Annotated in this window: 14 protein-coding genes, 1 tRNA gene and 1 pseudogene; 11 read left to right on the top strand and 5 right to left on the bottom strand. The window is 65.9% G+C overall.

All coding sequences use genetic code 11. The annotated features are described in order from the left end of the window. Window positions 1–118: 118 nt before the first annotated feature. Together MY55_RS20555 and MY55_RS20550 are read right to left on the bottom strand one after the other, a co-directional pair. Window positions 119–1,810 carry a glycoside hydrolase family 9 protein gene (locus MY55_RS20555; protein WP_244270703.1) on the bottom strand — a complete coding sequence of 564 codons (1,692 nt, stop codon included), beginning with the start codon at window positions 1,808–1,810 and terminating at the stop codon, window positions 119–121. Between the two features lie 44 nt (window positions 1,811–1,854). Then, window positions 1,855–3,066: an ROK family transcriptional regulator gene (locus MY55_RS20550; protein WP_080509441.1), complete on the bottom strand. Its 1,212-nt coding sequence runs from the start codon at window positions 3,064–3,066 to the stop codon at window positions 1,855–1,857. A gap of 154 nt (window positions 3,067–3,220) precedes the next feature. Between MY55_RS20550 and MY55_RS20545 the strand changes: the two genes are divergently transcribed. From MY55_RS20545 to MY55_RS20525, 5 genes are all read left to right on the top strand, one after another. After that, entirely contained in the window at window positions 3,221–4,087 is an 867-nt protein-coding gene (locus MY55_RS20545) for a glucosamine kinase nucleotide-binding domain-containing protein (protein WP_043581125.1), read from the top strand. 23 nt (window positions 4,088–4,110) lie between these two features. Next, window positions 4,111–5,373, top strand: coding sequence for an ABC transporter substrate-binding protein (locus MY55_RS20540; protein ID WP_043581123.1), 1,263 nt, complete (start codon window positions 4,111–4,113; stop codon window positions 5,371–5,373). Between the two features lie 81 nt (window positions 5,374–5,454). Further along, complete coding sequence (locus tag MY55_RS20535) at window positions 5,455–6,321, top strand: carbohydrate ABC transporter permease (protein ID WP_043581121.1); 867 nt, start codon at window positions 5,455–5,457, stop codon at window positions 6,319–6,321. Window positions 6,322–6,328: 7 nt separating this feature from the next. After that, window positions 6,329–7,177 (top strand): carbohydrate ABC transporter permease, encoded by an 849-nt coding sequence (locus tag MY55_RS20530; RefSeq protein ID WP_043581119.1) that lies wholly within the window; start codon window positions 6,329–6,331, stop codon window positions 7,175–7,177. Window positions 7,178–7,293: 116 nt separating this feature from the next. Further along, the gene (locus tag MY55_RS20525) at window positions 7,294–8,610 is read left to right on the top strand and encodes an MFS transporter (protein ID WP_043581117.1); all 1,317 of its coding nucleotides are present in this window, start codon (window positions 7,294–7,296) and stop codon (window positions 8,608–8,610) included. Here MY55_RS20525 and MY55_RS20520 read toward each other — a convergent pair. After that, complete coding sequence (locus MY55_RS20520; protein WP_052878022.1) at window positions 8,601–9,440, bottom strand: M90 family metallopeptidase; 840 nt, start codon at window positions 9,438–9,440, stop codon at window positions 8,601–8,603. The two genes, MY55_RS20525 and MY55_RS20520, sit on opposite strands and share 10 nt — an antisense overlap. A gap of 63 nt (window positions 9,441–9,503) precedes the next feature. Here MY55_RS20520 and MY55_RS20515 point away from each other — a divergent pair, with 63 nt between their 5' ends. From MY55_RS20515 to MY55_RS20500, 4 genes are all read left to right on the top strand, one after another. Next, a complete protein-coding gene (locus MY55_RS20515) occupies window positions 9,504–10,709 on the top strand; it encodes a cation:proton antiporter (protein WP_043581114.1) in 1,206 nt (401 codons plus the stop codon). After that, window positions 10,702–11,835: a YbdK family carboxylate-amine ligase gene (locus tag MY55_RS20510; RefSeq protein WP_043581112.1), complete on the top strand. Its 1,134-nt coding sequence runs from the start codon at window positions 10,702–10,704 to the stop codon at window positions 11,833–11,835. The genes MY55_RS20515 and MY55_RS20510 overlap by 8 nt, the downstream gene beginning before the upstream one ends. A 26-nt stretch (window positions 11,836–11,861) precedes the next feature. After that, window positions 11,862–12,656 carry an NAD(+) diphosphatase gene (nudC, locus tag MY55_RS20505; RefSeq protein ID WP_043581110.1) on the top strand — a complete coding sequence of 265 codons (795 nt, stop codon included), beginning with the start codon at window positions 11,862–11,864 and terminating at the stop codon, window positions 12,654–12,656. Window positions 12,657–12,914: 258 nt separating this feature from the next. After that, window positions 12,915–14,150, top strand: a complete 1,236-nt coding sequence (locus MY55_RS20500) for a hypothetical protein (protein ID WP_065202945.1) — start codon at window positions 12,915–12,917, stop codon at window positions 14,148–14,150. Window positions 14,151–14,228: 78 nt separating this feature from the next. On the opposite strand, the gene MY55_RS20495 is transcribed toward MY55_RS20500, so the two are convergent. Further along, window positions 14,229–14,444: a hypothetical protein gene (locus MY55_RS20495; RefSeq protein WP_043581106.1), complete on the bottom strand. Its 216-nt coding sequence runs from the start codon at window positions 14,442–14,444 to the stop codon at window positions 14,229–14,231. A 301-nt stretch (window positions 14,445–14,745) separates the two neighbouring features. On the opposite strand from MY55_RS20495, the gene MY55_RS20490 reads away from it, so the two are divergent. Both MY55_RS20490 and MY55_RS20485 read left to right on the top strand, forming a co-directional pair. Beyond that, window positions 14,746–15,165 carry a hypothetical protein gene (locus tag MY55_RS20490; RefSeq protein ID WP_146008336.1) on the top strand — a complete coding sequence of 140 codons (420 nt, stop codon included), beginning with the start codon at window positions 14,746–14,748 and terminating at the stop codon, window positions 15,163–15,165. A gap of 46 nt (window positions 15,166–15,211) precedes the next feature. Further along, a tRNA-Thr gene (locus MY55_RS20485) sits at window positions 15,212–15,287 on the top strand. Window positions 15,288–15,482: 195 nt separating this feature from the next. Here the strand turns inward: MY55_RS20485 and MY55_RS24675 are convergent. Further along, window positions 15,483–16,149 (bottom strand): annotated as a pseudogene (locus tag MY55_RS24675) (IS5 family transposase); the annotation flags it as partial. Window positions 16,150–16,224: the final 75 nt, after the last annotated feature.

The following is a 16,224-nucleotide window of genomic DNA, read 5'->3' as shown; positions in this document are numbered from 1 at the left end:
CGCTTCGCTCCATCTGAGTTGCTCTGCTTCATCGAAGCAGGGTTGGAAACATTCCAACCTATGCATATTGCATTTCAATTGATGGCCGCGCCAGCGCGGCGGGCGAAAATCGGCTGCCTCATTGCGCGCCGTCAAACCACTGCCGCAACGCCAGCGCCAGCAACAGCCAGGCGCCGTGCGGCAGCCATTGCTCGCTCCAGCGCCACGATTGGCTGATGTCGGTTTCCTCCGGCAGCAGGAAGGCGATGCCGCCCTCCGCCCCCGGCGCGCCGGTGATGCCGTTGCATACCCCGCCGCAGGCGTTGTAGTAGCCGGGCTCGTAATGCGGGTTGTTGCGGCCATGGCCCTGCAGCATGCAGGTATCGAAAGGATTCATGCCCAGAATCCAGTCCAGCGCTGACTGCGCGTAGCCGTGCAGCCGCGGTGCCAGCTCCGGCCAGCGCCGGCCGCCCGCCCAGGCCGCGGCCGCCAGCGAAGCCAGCCTGGCGTTCTCTCCCTGCCACCAGTAGCCGCTGGCGTTGTCGTGCGGCATGAAGAAGCGCGCCCCCGGCGTCCGGCCCGGCCGCTGCGCCCATTGCCGCAGATAGCCGAAGGGGTTCCCCTCCTGAACGGCGCTGCGCGCCATCTCGCCCTGCATGACCAGCCGCCAGCCCCGTTCCGCCTCCGCCGCGTACAGTCCATCCGGCAGCGTTTCCAGATAACGCGCCAGCGCCAGCGCCGGCAGGCCGGCATCGGACGCGTGGCAATAACTGAACTGGCGCTCGTCGTCCAGCCAAAACCAGCCGTCCTCATGCTGGCGCGCCAGCAGGCAAGCCACTCGCTCGGCCGCCGCGTCGGCGTAATCGCCGTCGCCGGTGGCGGCATGCAGTTCGCACGCGGCCAACAGCGCGCAATAGTCGTCGATCAGGTTTTCCCGGCCATCAGCCAGGTAGGACAAGCCATGCTCCTGCAAATGGACGAAGCCGCGCCTGGCCGCCGCCAGCATCGCCTCGCGCGGCGCGTCGCCGTCGCGCGACAAGCCGGCCGCCGCCGCCAGCGCCGCCACCGCCATGCCGCCGCCCTGGCGCCAGCCGGCTTGGAAGGCGGACGAGCGCAGCCCCTGCTGGGTGGAATAGGCGCACAGGCTGCGCCGGTCTTCGTCTTTGCTCCAGCCATCGAACAATGTCTGGTAGAAAAAGCCCGATTCGTGTTGCATGCGCAGCAGAAAGGCCGCGCCATGCAGCGCCTCGTCCGTCATCCGCTCGTCAAACCACTTGGGCTGCGCCGACAGCGCGCGGCGGGCTCGGACCAGGCTCCAGACCAGCAGCGGCGTCTGTTGCGGATTCAGGTGGTTGGCGTAAGAAAGGTGGCTGAGATATTTCGAGCAGTCGCCGGAGGCGTCGAACCAGCCGCCGCGCGCGTCGCGCCGCTCATCCGTCCCCTCCACCCGCGCCTGGCGGTCGGCCTGGTCGTACAGGCCACTGCAGCGCTGCGATTTGAAGTAGTGCAGCAGATCGGACAGCAACGGCGTGCCGAAGCGCCGATCCGCCACCTCGAACGGCGCCGACAGCAGCGGCGGCGCGCTGCCGTCCAGCCACAGCTGGTAGCGGCCCGGCGCCCGCAGCGCGCTGATATCGGCCTGCCAGTAGTGCCAATCGCGCCAGCCGTCCACGCGCCCCAAAGCATGCAGCGGGCTGCGCAGCACCGGACGCCGCTCGGCGTCCAGCACCGTCACGCTGTCCACCGCCGCGTCGCCCGGCCCCTGCAGCAGCGCGCGCTTGGCGGCGGACGTTTCAAACCCCAGATGATTGAACAGAAACTGCAGCGCCATCACGCCCTCCTCTGCCGGATATCAGGAATGAGCGGCCCGCCCGTTCAGCCGCGGCCGCTTTTCAGCAACACCTCGTACTGCGGATTGAATTCGTCGAAAATCGCCAGGGCGGCGGCGCCCAGCGCCACCACGTCGCGCCCGGCGCTGCCCAGCCGCAGGCGCTCGCCGCCGCGGTGCCGGGTGGACACCGGCAAGGGATCCAGACGCCGTACCAGCGCCTCCATCCAGGCCGGGGGCAGCAGGCCGCCGATCACCACCGCGTCGATGTCCAGCAGGCATTCGAGGATGTTCACCGCCTGCCGCAAGGGAGCGGCCGCGCTTGCCAGCCAGGCCTCGCCGGCCGCGTCCACTTCCCGCCGCGCCAGGTGCTCGGGCGTGGCCAGCGCGCCATCCGCCAGCCCCAGCGCCTCGTACAGCGCCCGCAAGGACACGTAGCGCTCCAGACAGCCCTGGTTGCCGCACTCGCAGGCGCGCCCCCCCGGCACCACGATCATGTGGCCGACCTCTCCCGCGTTGTGGCGGCCGCCCGCGTACAGGCGGCCATCCAGAAACAAGCCCGCGCCGAGGCCGGTGCCGATGAACAGGTAAACGAAGTTTTGCAGCTGGCTGGCCATGCCGTACAGGCGCTCGCCTATCGCCGCCGCGGTGGCATCCTTCTCCAGCAGCACCGGCATGCCCAGCGCCGCGCTCAGCACCGCGGCATCGATGTTTTCCCAGCCGGGCAGCGTGGTCGGCCCCACCGAGGTCATGCCCTCCACGCCGAACGGCCCCGGCATCACCAGGCCCATTCCCAGCAAACGGCTCCAATCCAGGCCAGACTCGCGCCGCAGCCGTTGCGCCGCGTCGGCGATCAAGGGCAGCGCCGCCCCCGGCGACGGCCGCTTCACCGCCAGTTCCACCCTGGCGCGCACCTGGCCGGCCAGATCCACCACCACCGCGATCAGCGATTGGTGATCCAGCTGCACGCCTATCGAATACGCGCCGTCGGGGTTGATGCTCAACGGAATGGCCGGCTGGCCGCGCGCGCCGTCGCGCAGCGGCTCGCCGGCCGACAGCACGCCGGCCTCCAGCAATTCGGCGGCGATGTTCGATACCGTCTGCGGCGTCAGCGCCGTCATTCTGGCGATATCCGCCCGGGTAAGCTGCCGATTGCGGCGTATGGTTTCCAGCACCGCCCGGCGATTGTGCGAACGGGCGTGCTCCAGATTGGTTCCGGACACCATCAGCGGGTCCGGCTTGGCGGCAGGCGATTTCATGAGGCGGGAGTATGGCGCGGCCCACCGCCACCGGCAAGCATTTGTCATTTCAAGGCAATTAAATAAATCAACTTGACGAAATAAATAGCCAATGCTTTACTGCTGAAAATCCAAATGTCATCATTGATGAGGCGGCCGCTAGGCCATACCAAGCATGCACATTCCAGCGAAATTCCTGATCGGCGTCGACGGCGGCGGCACCGGCACACGGACCTGCGTCGCCGCGCCCGACGGCGCGGTGCTGGCGCAAGCGGAAGGCCCGGGATCGGCCTTGTCGCTGGGCGTGGAAAAAGCCTGGCGCACGATACTGTCCACGCTGGACGCGGCTTTCGCGCGCATCGGCGTCGCCAGCCCCAGCTACCGCGACTGCGCGCTGGGCATCGGCCTGTCCGGCGTGCACAACAGCCAATGGGCGCGGCAGTTTCAGGCTCAATCCCCCGGCTTCGCCGCGCTCAAGCTGGCCACCGACGGCTTCACCACCTTGCTGGGCGCGCACGCCGGCAAACCAGGCGTGATCGTGGCGCTGGGCACCGGCAGCATAGGCGAGGCGCTGTACGCCGACGGCAGCCACCGCGAGGTGGGCGGCTGGGGCTATCCCAGCGGCGACGAAGCCAGCGGCGCCTGGCTGGGACAGCGGGCGGCCCAGCTCACCCAGATGGCGCTGGACGGCCGCAGCAGCCACGGCCCGCTGACTCGCTCGGTGCTGGAATTCGTCGGCGGCAGCTGGCAAAGCATGATGGGCTGGAACGGCCGCGCCACGCCGGCGCAGTTCGCCCAGCTGGCGCCGCTGGTGCTGGCCGCGGCCCGCACCGATCCGCAAGCCGACGCGCTGCTGCGGCAGGCGGGCGAGGACGCCTGGGCCATCGCCCGCGCGCTCGATCCGCGCTCGGAGCTGCCGACGGCGCTGTGCGGCGGCCTGGGACAGGCGCTGCGCGACTGGCTGCCGCCCGGTTTCCGCCAGCAACTGGTGCCGCCGCAGGGCGATGCCACCCGCGGCGCGCTGCTGTTGCTGCAACGTTGAAAAACACTAAGGAGAAGACTGCGATGAAACCCCACCGACAGGCGCTGGCCTGCCTCGCCCTGCTGGCCTGCGCCCTCGGCGCGCCGGCCCATGCCGACAAGGTCAAGCTGGAATTCTGGACCGACTCGCTGAAGCCGCGCTTCGACGGCTATTTCGCCGCGGTGAAGAAAACCTACGAAGCACAGCACCCGGATGTGGAAGTGCAGTGGGTGGACGTGTTCAACGACAACTTCGAAACCAAGCTCAACGCCGCCATCGCCGCCGGCAAGCCGCCGGCGCTGGTCAACCACGACGTGCCGCGGCTGTTCAAGTATTCGCAAAAAGGCTCGCTGATCCCGCTGGACAGCGCGCTGGGAGCCGACAAGTCCGCCTACCTGCCCAACGCGCTGGCCGACCTGAGCTTCGGCGGCAAGCTGTACGGCCTGCCCTGGTACAACAACGTCAATGTGCTGACGCTCAACGGCGAGCTGTTCCGCAAGGCCGGCCTGGATCCGCGCCATCCCATCGCCAGCCTGGACGACGAGCTGCGGCTGGCCAAAATCATCAAGGCCAAAACCGGCGTGCCCGGCCTGCTGCCGCAATTGGGCCAGATAGACGGCATCATGCTGGGCCAGGGCCTGCCGCTGATCCAGAACGGCAAGGCGGTGTTCAATAGCCCGGCGCACGCCGCGCTGGTCCGCAAGTTCGCCGACGCCTACCGGGCCGGCGCGCTGGCGCGCGACAGCCTGTTCGCCGACGACAACTATCAGGACAGCGTCAAGCTCTACAACAGCGGCCGGCTGGCGATGATGGAAACCGCGCCCACCGCCGCGCAAAAAGCCCGGGAAGACGCCCGCGGCATCTACGCCGCCACCGTGGTGCAGCCGGCGCCGCTGGGGCCGACCCGCATCGTCCAGGGCGGTTACCTGTTCAGCTGGGCAGTGTCCCGCGGCCTGCCGGCGCGCACCCAGCAGGAGGCGGTGAAGTTCGCCCGCTTCCTGACCAGCGACAGCCAGCAGCTGGCCTTCTCCAAAGTGACCGGCGCCACCTTCCCTTCCACACAGAAGGCGCTCGCCGACAGTTATTTCGTCAAGGCCTCGGCCGACGGCGGCGCGATCGAAAGCTCGCGCATCGAAGGCGCCAAGGTGGCGCGCAATATCCGTACCCTGGTGCTGACCGGCGTCCCCCGGGTCGCCGATCTGAAAAAGAGCCTGGTGGACAATGTGGAAGCCGCCGTCACCGGCAAGAAAGACGCGCAGAAGGCGCTGGACGACGCCGCCGCCTTCTGGAACCGGCACTTGCAGTAGCGACAGGAGCCCAGTCTCTCCTCCTCGCCCCTTCCGGTTAGCCGGAGAGGGGCATTTTTTCAGCGCCCGCGGAAACCCTCCATGAAATCGTCGGAACGCAACGCCTGGCTGTTCCTGGCGCCGGCCCTGCTGCTGCTGGCCGTGTTCACCTTCTGGCCGCTGCTGTTCGGCGGCTTCATCGCCTTCACCCGCTACGACCTGGTGTCGCCGCCGCAATGGGTCGGGCTGGACAACTTCCGCGACCTGCTGGACGACGCGGTGTTCTGGCAGGCGATGGCCAACTCGCTGAAATACCTGCTGGTGGTGCCCGCCATCCAGCTGTCCGGCATCGCGCTGGCGGTGCTGGCCAACCGCAGCCTGCCCGGCATCCGGCTGTTCCGCGCCGCCCTTTACCTGCCGGTGGTCACCACCGTGTCGGTGGTGGGCATCATGTGGAACTGGATGTACGCCGATTACGGCGTGCTCAACAGCGCGCTGCACTGGCTGAAGCTGTTGGCGGCGGAGCGCGACATCGGCTTTCTCAGCGACGACAGCCTGGCGCTGTATTCGGTGATGTTCGTCACCTGGTGGCGCGGCCTGGGCTATTACATGGTGCTGTACCTGGCCGGCCTGCAATCGATACCGGCGGAGATGCAGGAAGCGGCGCGGCTGGACGGCGCCAACGCCTGGCAGCGCTTCTGGCGCATCACCGTGCCCATGCTCAAGCCCACCATTCTGTTTTGCAGCCTGATCTCCACGCTGGACGCGCTGAAGGCTTTCGAAGAGGTGCTGGTGATGACGCGCGGCGCGCCGCTCAACTCCACCTACACCGTGCTGTACTACGCCTTCCACCAGGGCTTCAACCAGCTGGACTTCGGCCGCGGCGCCGCCGCCGGCCTGACGCTGGCCCTGGTCTGCCTGCTGCTGGCCTGGCTGAATTTCAAACTGATCCGCGCCGACCACCGCTGAGGACGCCATGACCGCCATCGCCCTGCTTCGCCCCGCCGCGCGCCGCCGCGCGCTGCGCCGCCTGCCCCATAGCCTGTTGCTGCTGGCGCTGTCCTTCGCCTGCTGCTATCCCTTCATCTGGACGCTGGGCATCGCCTTCGGCAACGGCGAGCAGGTGTTCGACTTCCCGCCCGAGCTGTGGCCGCGCGACGCCGGCTGGCGCCACTTCATCGCGGTGTGGGACGCCATTCCGCTGGGGCGCTTCTTCTGCAACTCGCTGTGGATCTCCGGGCTGACCACCGCCGGCACGCTGGTCGTTTCGGCGCTGGCCGCCTTCCCGCTGGCCAAGCTGCGCTTTCGCGGCCGGCAACTGGTGTTCTACGCCATTCTCGCCACCCTGCTCTTGCCCAGCGAAATCAACTTCATCAGCAACTACGTCACCATTTCGCGGCTGGGGCTGGACGACAGCCGGCTGGGCGTGGTGCTGCCATCCTTGGCCGGCGCCTTCGGCATTTATCTGATGAAGCACGCGTTCGAGGAGATTCCCGATGAAATCGTCGACGCCGCCCGCATGGACGGCGCCGGCGACTGGCAGGTGTTCTGGCGCATCTGCCTGCCGCTCAGCCTGCCTTACCTCGCCACGCTGGGCATCTTCACGCTGGTGTGGTCGTGGAATGTCTATGTCTGGCCCAGCGTGGTGCTGAAAACACCGGAACTCTATCCCTTGTCGGTGGGCGTGCTGTACCTGAAGGGCGCCTTCGCCACCTCCACCCGGATGGTGGCGGCCGGCGCGGTGATCGCCATCGCTCCGGTGCTGCTGGTGTTCCTGTGCTGCCAGCGCTTCTTCATGCGCGGCATGGACGGCGCGGTGAAATAGCCGCCCCCCATCGTATTGTCAGACAGCGGAGGCTCCTTTACTCTGGCTGCAGCGGCCGACATTCCAAAACCATACGGTCCGCTCATAACTAGACCAAGACAAGAGGAGAGCCACCGATGGACAAGCACCCACCCGTTCTGCCTTCCGCCCGCCCGCTGCAACGCCAGGATTACAAGACCCTGAGCCTGGCCGCGCTGGGCGGCGCGCTGGAATTCTACGACTTCATCATTTTCGTGTTCTTCGCCGTGGTGCTGGGCAAGCTGTTCTTCCCCCCCGCCATGCCCGACTGGCTGAGCCAGCTGCAAACCTTCGGCATCTTCGCCGCCGGCTATCTGGCGCGGCCGCTGGGCGGCATCGTGATGGCGCATTTCGGCGACCTGCTGGGCCGCAAGCGGGTGTTCACCCTCAGCATCCTGCTGATGGCGCTGCCGACGCTGGCGATGGGCATGCTGCCCACCTACCACGATATCGGCATCTGGGCGCCGCTGCTGCTGCTGGCGCTGCGCATTCTGCAAGGCGCGGCGATAGGCGGCGAGGTGCCGGGCGCCTGGGTGTTCGTCGCCGAGCACTCCCCCAGCCGCCACACCGGCTTCGCCTGCAGCATGATCACCGCCGGCCTCACCGCCGGCATCCTGCTGGGCTCGCTGATCGCCACCGCCATCAACCTGGCCTTCACCCCGCAGCAGATCGCCGGCTGGGCCTGGCGCCTGCCTTTCCTGATCGGCGGCGTGTTCGGCCTGGTGGCGATGCAGCTGCGTCAATGGCTGCATGAAACCCCGGTATTCGCCGAGCTGAAAGCGCGCAAGGCGCTGTCCGAGGAGCTGCCGCTGAAAACGGTGCTGAAGAAGCACAAGACGGCGGTGGCGCTGTCGATGTTCGCCACCTGGTTCCTGGCCATCGCCATCGTGGTGGCCATCCTGATGGCGCCGGCCTATCTGCAGAAGCAATTCAACATCCTGCCGGTGGACGCGCTGCGCGCCAACAGCCTGGCCATCGTGGCGCTGACCCTGGGCTGCCTGGTCGCCGGCGTGCTCTCCGACCGCATCGGCAGCGGCCTCACCTTCATCGGCGGCAGCCTGCTGCTGGGCGCCAGCAGCTACGCCTTTTACACCGTGCTGGCGGTGGACAGCAGCCAACTCTATCCGCTATACGCACTGCAAGGCTTCTGCGTCGGCATCGTCGGCGCGGTGCCGCTGGTGATGGTGCGCGCCTTCCCGGCGGCGGTGCGCTTCTCCGGGCTGTCGTTTTCCTATAACGTCGCCTACGCCTTCGCCGGCGGCCTCACCCCGGTGATTTTGTCGGTCTGGCTGAAATACGACGCGATGGCGCCGGCCTACTATCTGCTGCTGCAATGCCTGCTGGGCTTGCTGGTCGGCGTTTACCTGCTGGCGCGGCGGCGGGACGCCGGGCTGGCGGCCGGCATTCAGGCCTGAGGCGGGGGCGGGGGCGGCAGCAGGTCGGCCTCCGCCACTTCGGGCAGCCGCGCGGCCGGGTCTTGCCGGTAGAACAGGCTCAGTTGCCGGTACAGTTCCGGGTAATCGCGCCGCTGCAGATGGGGAATCTCGAAAAATGCCTCGCTCTGCACCGCGAAGAACTCCGCCGGGTTCTCGCTGGCGTACGGGTCCAGCCAGCCTTCCAAGCCATGGTCCACCTCGCGGCAGAACTGCCGGTAGGCCTGGTTCCACACCCGGCTCCACAACGCGCGGTCCATGCCTTTGTGCAGCGGCGGCGCGCCGTTGGCCGGGCCATCCAGCATGTCGAACTGATGGGCGATCTCGTGCAGCGCCACGTTCCAGCCATCCAATAGCGGCGACTCGTTGACATCCGGCCAGGACAGCACCAGCGGCCCCTGGTAATGCGCCTGGCCGATCAGCACCTGCTCGCCCTCGTGGGTCAGCCCCATGCCGTCCTGCCAGCGGCTGCGCACCACGAAGGGCGCCGGATACAGCACGACCTCGCGCCAGTTGCCATAGGCCCCGATTCCCAGGTTCATGCCGGGCAACGCCAACTGCAGAACCGCCCGGCAGCGCATGGCGTCGTCCACCTCCATATCCTCCAGCGCGGTGATGGTCTTGGCCATCAGCAGCTCGCCGGCCAACTGCAGCAGGCGGCCGTTTTCCTCGGCGGACAGGCCGGCCAGCAACGGCATCGCCGCGGCTTCTTCCCGCAGTTTTTCCAGCAATGCGGGGGGCGCCCGCTTACCGCCCAGGCGGCGCATCCAGTCTAGCAGCATGAACTCTTGGCCTTGAATCGCGTCAGTCATGAATACCTTTGGGCGCGGCGGCGCAATTCAATGGCTCCCCGCCCTGCATCACAGGAGAAAAACATGACCGTCCCCATCTGGCACGATCTGGCGCTGAACCCGCTGGCGGCGTTCGGCATATTGCTGGCCCTGGGCGTGATAGGCGGCCAGATCGCCGTGCGCGTCGCCCGCTTGCCCGCTATCACCGGCTACATCGTCACCGGCCTGCTCATCGGCCCGTACAGCCTCAATCTGCTGGACCAGCAGCTGCTGAACGAAGCCTCGCTGTTCGTGCAGCTGGCGCTGGGCATCGCGCTGTTCGAGGCCGGCCGCCGCGTCGACCTGCGCTGGCTGCGGCTGGAGAAAACCCTGCTGGCCACCACCCTGCTCTACTGCCTGCTGGTGTTCGCGGCGCTGTACGCGCTATTGAGCGGCAATGGCTTCGGCCCCGCCGCCAGCCTGATGCTGGCCGCGCTGGGCATGGCCACCTCGCCCATCGTAGTGCTGGAGATCGTGCGCGAATCGCGCGCCGACGGCCAGGTGAGCGAACGGCTGCTGACCGCCACCGCGCTGTCCAGCCTGCTGGCGATGATAGGCTTCGCGCTGGCGCTGTCCTACAGCCATTTGTCCGCAAACCACAGCGTGGAGGACGGCATCCTGATGCCGGGCTGGCTGATTCTGGGCTCGGCGGCGCTGGGCCTGGCCGCCGGCCTGGTCACCACCCAGCTCAACCGCTGGCTGGGCGGCCACCAGCGCGACGCGCAGCGGGTGATGCTGTTCGGCCTGATCGCGCTGCTGGTCGGCCTGGCCGACATGCTGCAGCTGCTGGCGCTGCTGGCGCTATTGGTGGCCGGCATGAGTACCCGCAGCCTGCGCCACGGCTACACCGTCAGCGAACCGGGCATCCTGTCGCTCAGCCACGTGTTCACGGTGGCCTTCTTTGTCTCCGCCGGCGCCCACCTGTCGCCGCAGGCGCTGGCCTCGCATTGGCAGCTGGCCTTGCTGTGCCTGATCCTGCGCAGCGGCATCGGCATGCTGGTGTGGTGGCTGGCCGCGCGCGGCAACGGCCTCTCGCGCAAGCAGGGCGCCTGGCTGGGGCTGGCGCTCAGCCCGCTCACCGGCGGCTCGGCGCTGCTGCTGGGCCTGGGCATGGTGTCGCTGGGCGAAGCCGCCACCTCGTTCAGCGCCGCGCTGATGGCCGCCCTGCTGATCAACGAAATCGTCGCCCCCATCCTCACCCGGCTGGCGCTGCGCCTGGCCGGCGAAACCGCAGGAGCCAGCCATGCTTGAATTCAACCAAAGCCAGCCGCTCACCCTGGGCGTGGAGCTGGAGCTGATGATACTGAACCGCCGCGACTACAACCTGACGCGCGGATCCGACGACCTGCTGTTGCAAATCAACCGCAAGCCGCACGGCTTCGACATCAAGCCGGAAATCACCCAGGGCATGATAGAGATCGGCACCGCCATCCACCACGACGTCAACCAGATGCTGGAAGAGCTGCTGGCGATACGCCAATTGCTGGTGGACAGCGCCCACAAGCTCAACCTGGGACTGGCCGGCGGCGGCGCCCACCCGTTCCAGCACTGGGACGACCAGCGCATCTACCCCAAGGAGCGCTACCAACTGGTATCCGAGCTGTACGGCTATCTGGCCAAGCAGTTCACCGTCTACGGCCAGCACATCCACATCGGCTGTCCCGATGGCGACGCCGCGGTGCGACTCAACCACTACCTGGCGCGCTACATTCCGCACTTCATCGCGCTGTCGGCGTCATCGCCGTTCTACCAAGGCGTGGACACCGCCTTCCAGACCTCGCGCCTGACCAGCGTCAACGCCTTCCCGCTGTCCGGCTGCATGCCGGTGGTGGACAGCTGGGACAGTTTCAACCACTACTTCCAGCGCATGGCCTCGCTGGGCATCGTCGCCAGCATGAAGGACTTTTACTGGGACATCCGTCCCAAACCGGAATACGGCACGGTGGAAATCCGCATCTGCGACACCCCGCTGGCGATAGACACCCCGGTGCTGCTGGCCGCCTACGCCCAGATGCTGGCGCGGCGCTGCTTCGCCGAGGACTGGCACGACATCAGCCCCGAGCCCTACCTCACCTACAGCTACAACCGCTTCCAGGCTTGCCGCTTCGGCTTCGACGGCGTGCTGGTGGACGCCCGCTCCAATCGCCAGCAAGGCCTGCAGGAAGACCTGCTGGACAGCCTGAAAGCGCTGGACGAGCACGCCGAGGCGCTGAATTGCCAAGCCCAGCTGGCCCAGCTGCGCCAGCGCGCGCTCAAGCGCCACAGCGACAGCCAGTGGCTGCGCCAGATCCACGACCAGAGCGGCTCGCTCAGCGAAGTGGTGCGCCGGCAAAGCGAACACTGGATGTACGCCGGGCCGGGAGTGGGCGTAAACTGAACGCGTCGAAACATGCCTGAGGCATCATGCCCTTTCAACTTCCGCAACAGCCGGCGCCGGCGCTGCCCGCGCGCTGGTGCGTTTTCGACGGCAGCCAGCTGTGGCTGCTGGACAAGCGCCTCCCCTCCCTGCCGCCGGAAGGCTGCCAGTTGACCGGCACCAGCTTTCTCGGCGTGCACGAAGAGCACAATCTGTTCATGGCCGAACTGGTGGGAAACCGCCCCGAGCAAGGCGAATGGCTGCCGCTGCGGCCGGCCTTGATGGCGCTGCCGGCGGCGCAAATCCAGGCCGCGGCGCGCGCCGCCCAGCTGCGCCAGTTCCGCCACAGCCACCGCTATTGCGGCCATTGCGCGTCACCGCTGCAAACCAGCCGGGACCAGGTCGGCAAACACTGCCCCAGCTGCGGCCAAGTCTACTATCCGCGCATCTCGCCGGCGATGATGGTGCTGGTCAACCGCGGCCGCGAGCTGCTGCTGGCGCGCAGCCCGCACTTCACCCCCGGCATGTACAGCGCGCTGGCCGGCTTCGTCGAACCCGGCGAAACGCTGGAGGAATGCGTGCACCGCGAAACGCTGGAAGAAGTGGGCATCCGGGTCAAGAATCTGCGCTACGCCTTCTCGCAGTCCTGGCCGTTCCCGCACTCGCTGATGCTGGCCTTCACCGCCGAGTACGACGGCGGTGACATCCGCCCGCAGGAAGACGAAATCGAGGACGCCGGCTGGTTCGACATCGACGCGCTGCCGACGCTGCCCAGCCCCATCTCCATCGCCCACCACCTGATCGCGCATGGCCGCGAGCTGATTCTCAAGCAGGAAACTTAAGCTCGGCTGAAAACCTGAAACGGCGGGGTGTTTCGATCCCGCCGCCCCTGCGCCGCATTCGCCCAACCGCCTCAAAAACCAGCCCGACTTCGGCAATATCCCACGTCGGCGTCGGCCAAACCCATCCCCTGTCTTTCATGCATAAAACTCACGCGCAATCCCTCGCGCGCCGCGGCAAAAATTCAAATAGAATATTTGCTCAAAAAGGCGCTGCACAATGCCGCTCGCCTTGCCCACCCCCGGATGAAAGAAGCAATCGTGAAACAGAAAACCCTGCTGAGCCTTGCCCTGACGCTGAGCCTGCCGCTTGCCTGCGCCCACGCGCAGGCTGCCGCCATGACCGTGGACAGCCTGGATGGGCCGGTCACCCGCAATGAAATCCAGTCCTTCGTCGATTACGCCCAGGGCCTGCAGCCAGGCGCGTCCAATGTCGGCAATGAATGGGCGCAGGGCCGCAGCGGCGAAAACCTGAAAGCCATGGCGCTGGTTTACGACATCGCCCCCAGCCAGCCGCTGTTGGACAAGATGGTGTCGTTTTGCGACGCGCTGCTGTCGGAACGCAATGACATCGCGCCCGCCCCTACGGGCCAGCGCGTGATCTGGACCGGCCGCATCGACCCGGTATGGCCGAACACGCCGGACGTCAGTCCGATCCAGACCGGCGGCGAACAAGGCGACCCGGTCGGCCACCTGGCCAGCTGCGCGCGCCAAATCCTGAAAACCAGCGCCATCTACGACCAAAAGGTCGCCGGCGGCGACCCCTTCCTCTTCGGCGCCACTTATTTGCAACGCGCCAAGACTTATCTGCGCGAGGCCGACAAGACGGTCGACCAGCACATTCTGAAATCGCTGCTCAAGCTCAGCGACGGCAAACTGATGTACTTCGCCGCCAACGCGCCCTACAAGGGCGGACAGCCGGTGCCGTGGAACCAGCAGATGATGTTCGGTTACGGCTTTCTCAACCTGGCCCAGGCACATGAGCTGCTGCGAGACAATCCCTCCCTGGTCAAACGCTACGACCAGATCCTGCAGGCCAACCTAGACTGGTTCCTCCAGTCCGGCCTCACCCGCTACACCGACAAAGCCGGCCGCTCCGCCTACGATTGGGGCTACACCCTGCCCGACACCTCCGGCGAGGACAATAGCCATGGCAGCCTGGACACCGCCGGCCTGTACCGGCTGTATCAAAGCGGCCGCTACGGCCTGAAAGCCGCGCAGCTGGCGCCCATCGCCAACACCGTCCTCGACGTGATGCGCCTTGGCGACCGCCACTACGCTGGCCGCCTGAACGGCACCACCGGCGCCGGCAACAGCAAGGACACCAACTACCTGCGCAGCGGCTACCTGTTCACCTCCCTGTTCCAGCCCAGCGCCTACTACACCATGATGAGCGACGCCGGCATCCAGGACGGCAGCACCACCTCCCGCATCGACGCCTTCTCCCGCTTCCTGGCGGTGAAGGCCGCGCGCGCCGCCGGCAAAACACAGCGTTAAGCGCCCACGGGCCTGACCGCAAAAGCAAACCGCACAGACTGGCTGTGCGGTTTTTCATGTGCGCGCCAAAGCGCCAAGCTAGCCGTCCAGCCCCAGCATGATGTGCAGGCCCCACTCCCCGCCATGGAAACGATAGCGCCGCTCCGCCACCAGCAACCGCAGCGGCGGGTCGCCCAGCAAGAAGACATCGCCCTTGGCCGGCGCCGGATATCCATCTGGCAGTTGCTTGATCGGCGGCGGGTCCCCCTTTAAGGCGGCAATGGAAAACGGCGTGTATTCAAAGGTGATTTTCATGCAAAATCCTTTATTCCAAAAGGGTCATGAAATTCAACCATAGCAGGCCCGCCGGCATTTGCCAGATGGCGACGGGCTCCATCCCGCGCCAACAATCATCAAACCCTGCCATCAGCCAAAGCCCTTCCGCCACCGCCATATCCGATACCGCCCACTCGCCACCAACGCCATCGCATCTCGGCATCCCCGCCTGCGCGCGTCGCGCCACGCGAGTCCCTGGCCGCATGCCGAACACATGCTAATATAGGCAAATACGCGACATAACCTTGCTCGTTTTATCCAAACAACATCTCAAGCCAATATGAAACTTATCAAGCTCATCAGTCCCTTGATCGCCATCGGTCTGGCCATGGCCAGTTCCGTGAGCCACGCCGAACCGGAAGACCAGCCCCTGCCGGGCGACTTCCAGGCCGCTCCGGCGGCAAAACCGCTGCACAAATCACGTGCCAGCCAGGCAGCCCCCCGCGCCGCCAGCCACAACAAAGCCGCGCGCGCCAAGCATCACGCCCCCAAGGCCAGCCACGGCAAACTGAAACCCGCCAAAGCCCACGCTCACGCCAAGCACCACCGCCACACCGGCAAAAAACACGCGAAAAAGCCGCATGGCGCGCATCATGCCGCCAAGAAAGCCCACAAGCCGGCCAAAGCACACAAAAACAAACACCATAAAAACAAAAAGCTAGCCAAGAAGCATCACGCCAAGCATAAAAAAACGCAGTGACTAGCTTGTCAATCCAAAGAAAGCTCGGCATAATGCCAATCTCTTCGCCGGTGTAGCTCAGTTGGTAGAGCACCTGACTTGTAATCAGGGGGTCGCGAGTTCGATTCCTGCCGCCGGCACCAAGATTCATTCCCAGAAGCTTCTGGGAATACTGAAAAAGCCCGCAGACATTAGATCTGCGGGCTTTTTCATTTCCAGAGCCGTCCGCAGCCATCTCATGGATTCCAGCGCAAAAGCGGGGTATGTTTCGGGGTATGATCCAGTTTGATTATTGAGATACCCGACAGCCCTTACCGCCCAGACCGTGAAGCACATCCCCTCTTGAAGCAGCGCATCGTTGTCTCCACCAAACTGCGGCGCGATAAGCGCTCCAGCGTTTCCAGATTCGTCGCCCCAAGCGTTTGCACGCCGCAATCGCTGCGTTGCGGACTTCGCGGCCTGCAATTCCACTAGTTGACGCTCTTGCGCGGCGGAGTCACCGGCATAATCCCTCGCCCAAGCAGCGCAGCGTAACAACCCTGCGTGTCATAAGCACCATCCAGCGTCGCCGTAGCTATTGGCTTATCCGCAGGCAACTGCATTAACAACTCAGGCAGTATAGGTGCGTCGCCCACGCCGTTGCCGCTCACTTCGATGGCACGGATTTCCAGCGCTTCGGCATTGATGCCCAGATGTACCTTGCGCCACTGGCGACGATATTCGGCACCGTACTTTTTGCGTTTCCCCTCGCCCTCGTCGTGAAACTGGATGCCGGTGCTATCGACCAGCAGATGCCGCGGGCCGTTGCTGCGACGATAGCTGATCCGGACCCGCAAGGTACGCTGGCGACGGCATGGTGGAGTGATCCGGCACAGGCCAGTCAAACCCAGCCAATTGCAGCAGGCTATGCACCATGCCCAGACTCTTCCGCAACGGTAGACTGAACAGGCATTTGATGCTCAGACATAACTGGATGGCAGCATCGGTATATTTGGCTGGCCAACCGTGTGACCTCCTCCCGCAAAAACGTAGCGGCGAAAAGTAGAGATTTCTGGCAAATTGACCTCCACCCGACTAACC

Source organism: Chromobacterium subtsugae (genome assembly GCF_001676875.1).
GTDB lineage: Bacteria > Pseudomonadota > Gammaproteobacteria > Burkholderiales > Chromobacteriaceae > Chromobacterium > Chromobacterium subtsugae.
The sequence above is the reverse complement of the archived record's forward strand: the minus strand, read 5'-3'. Positions and strand labels throughout refer to the sequence as shown.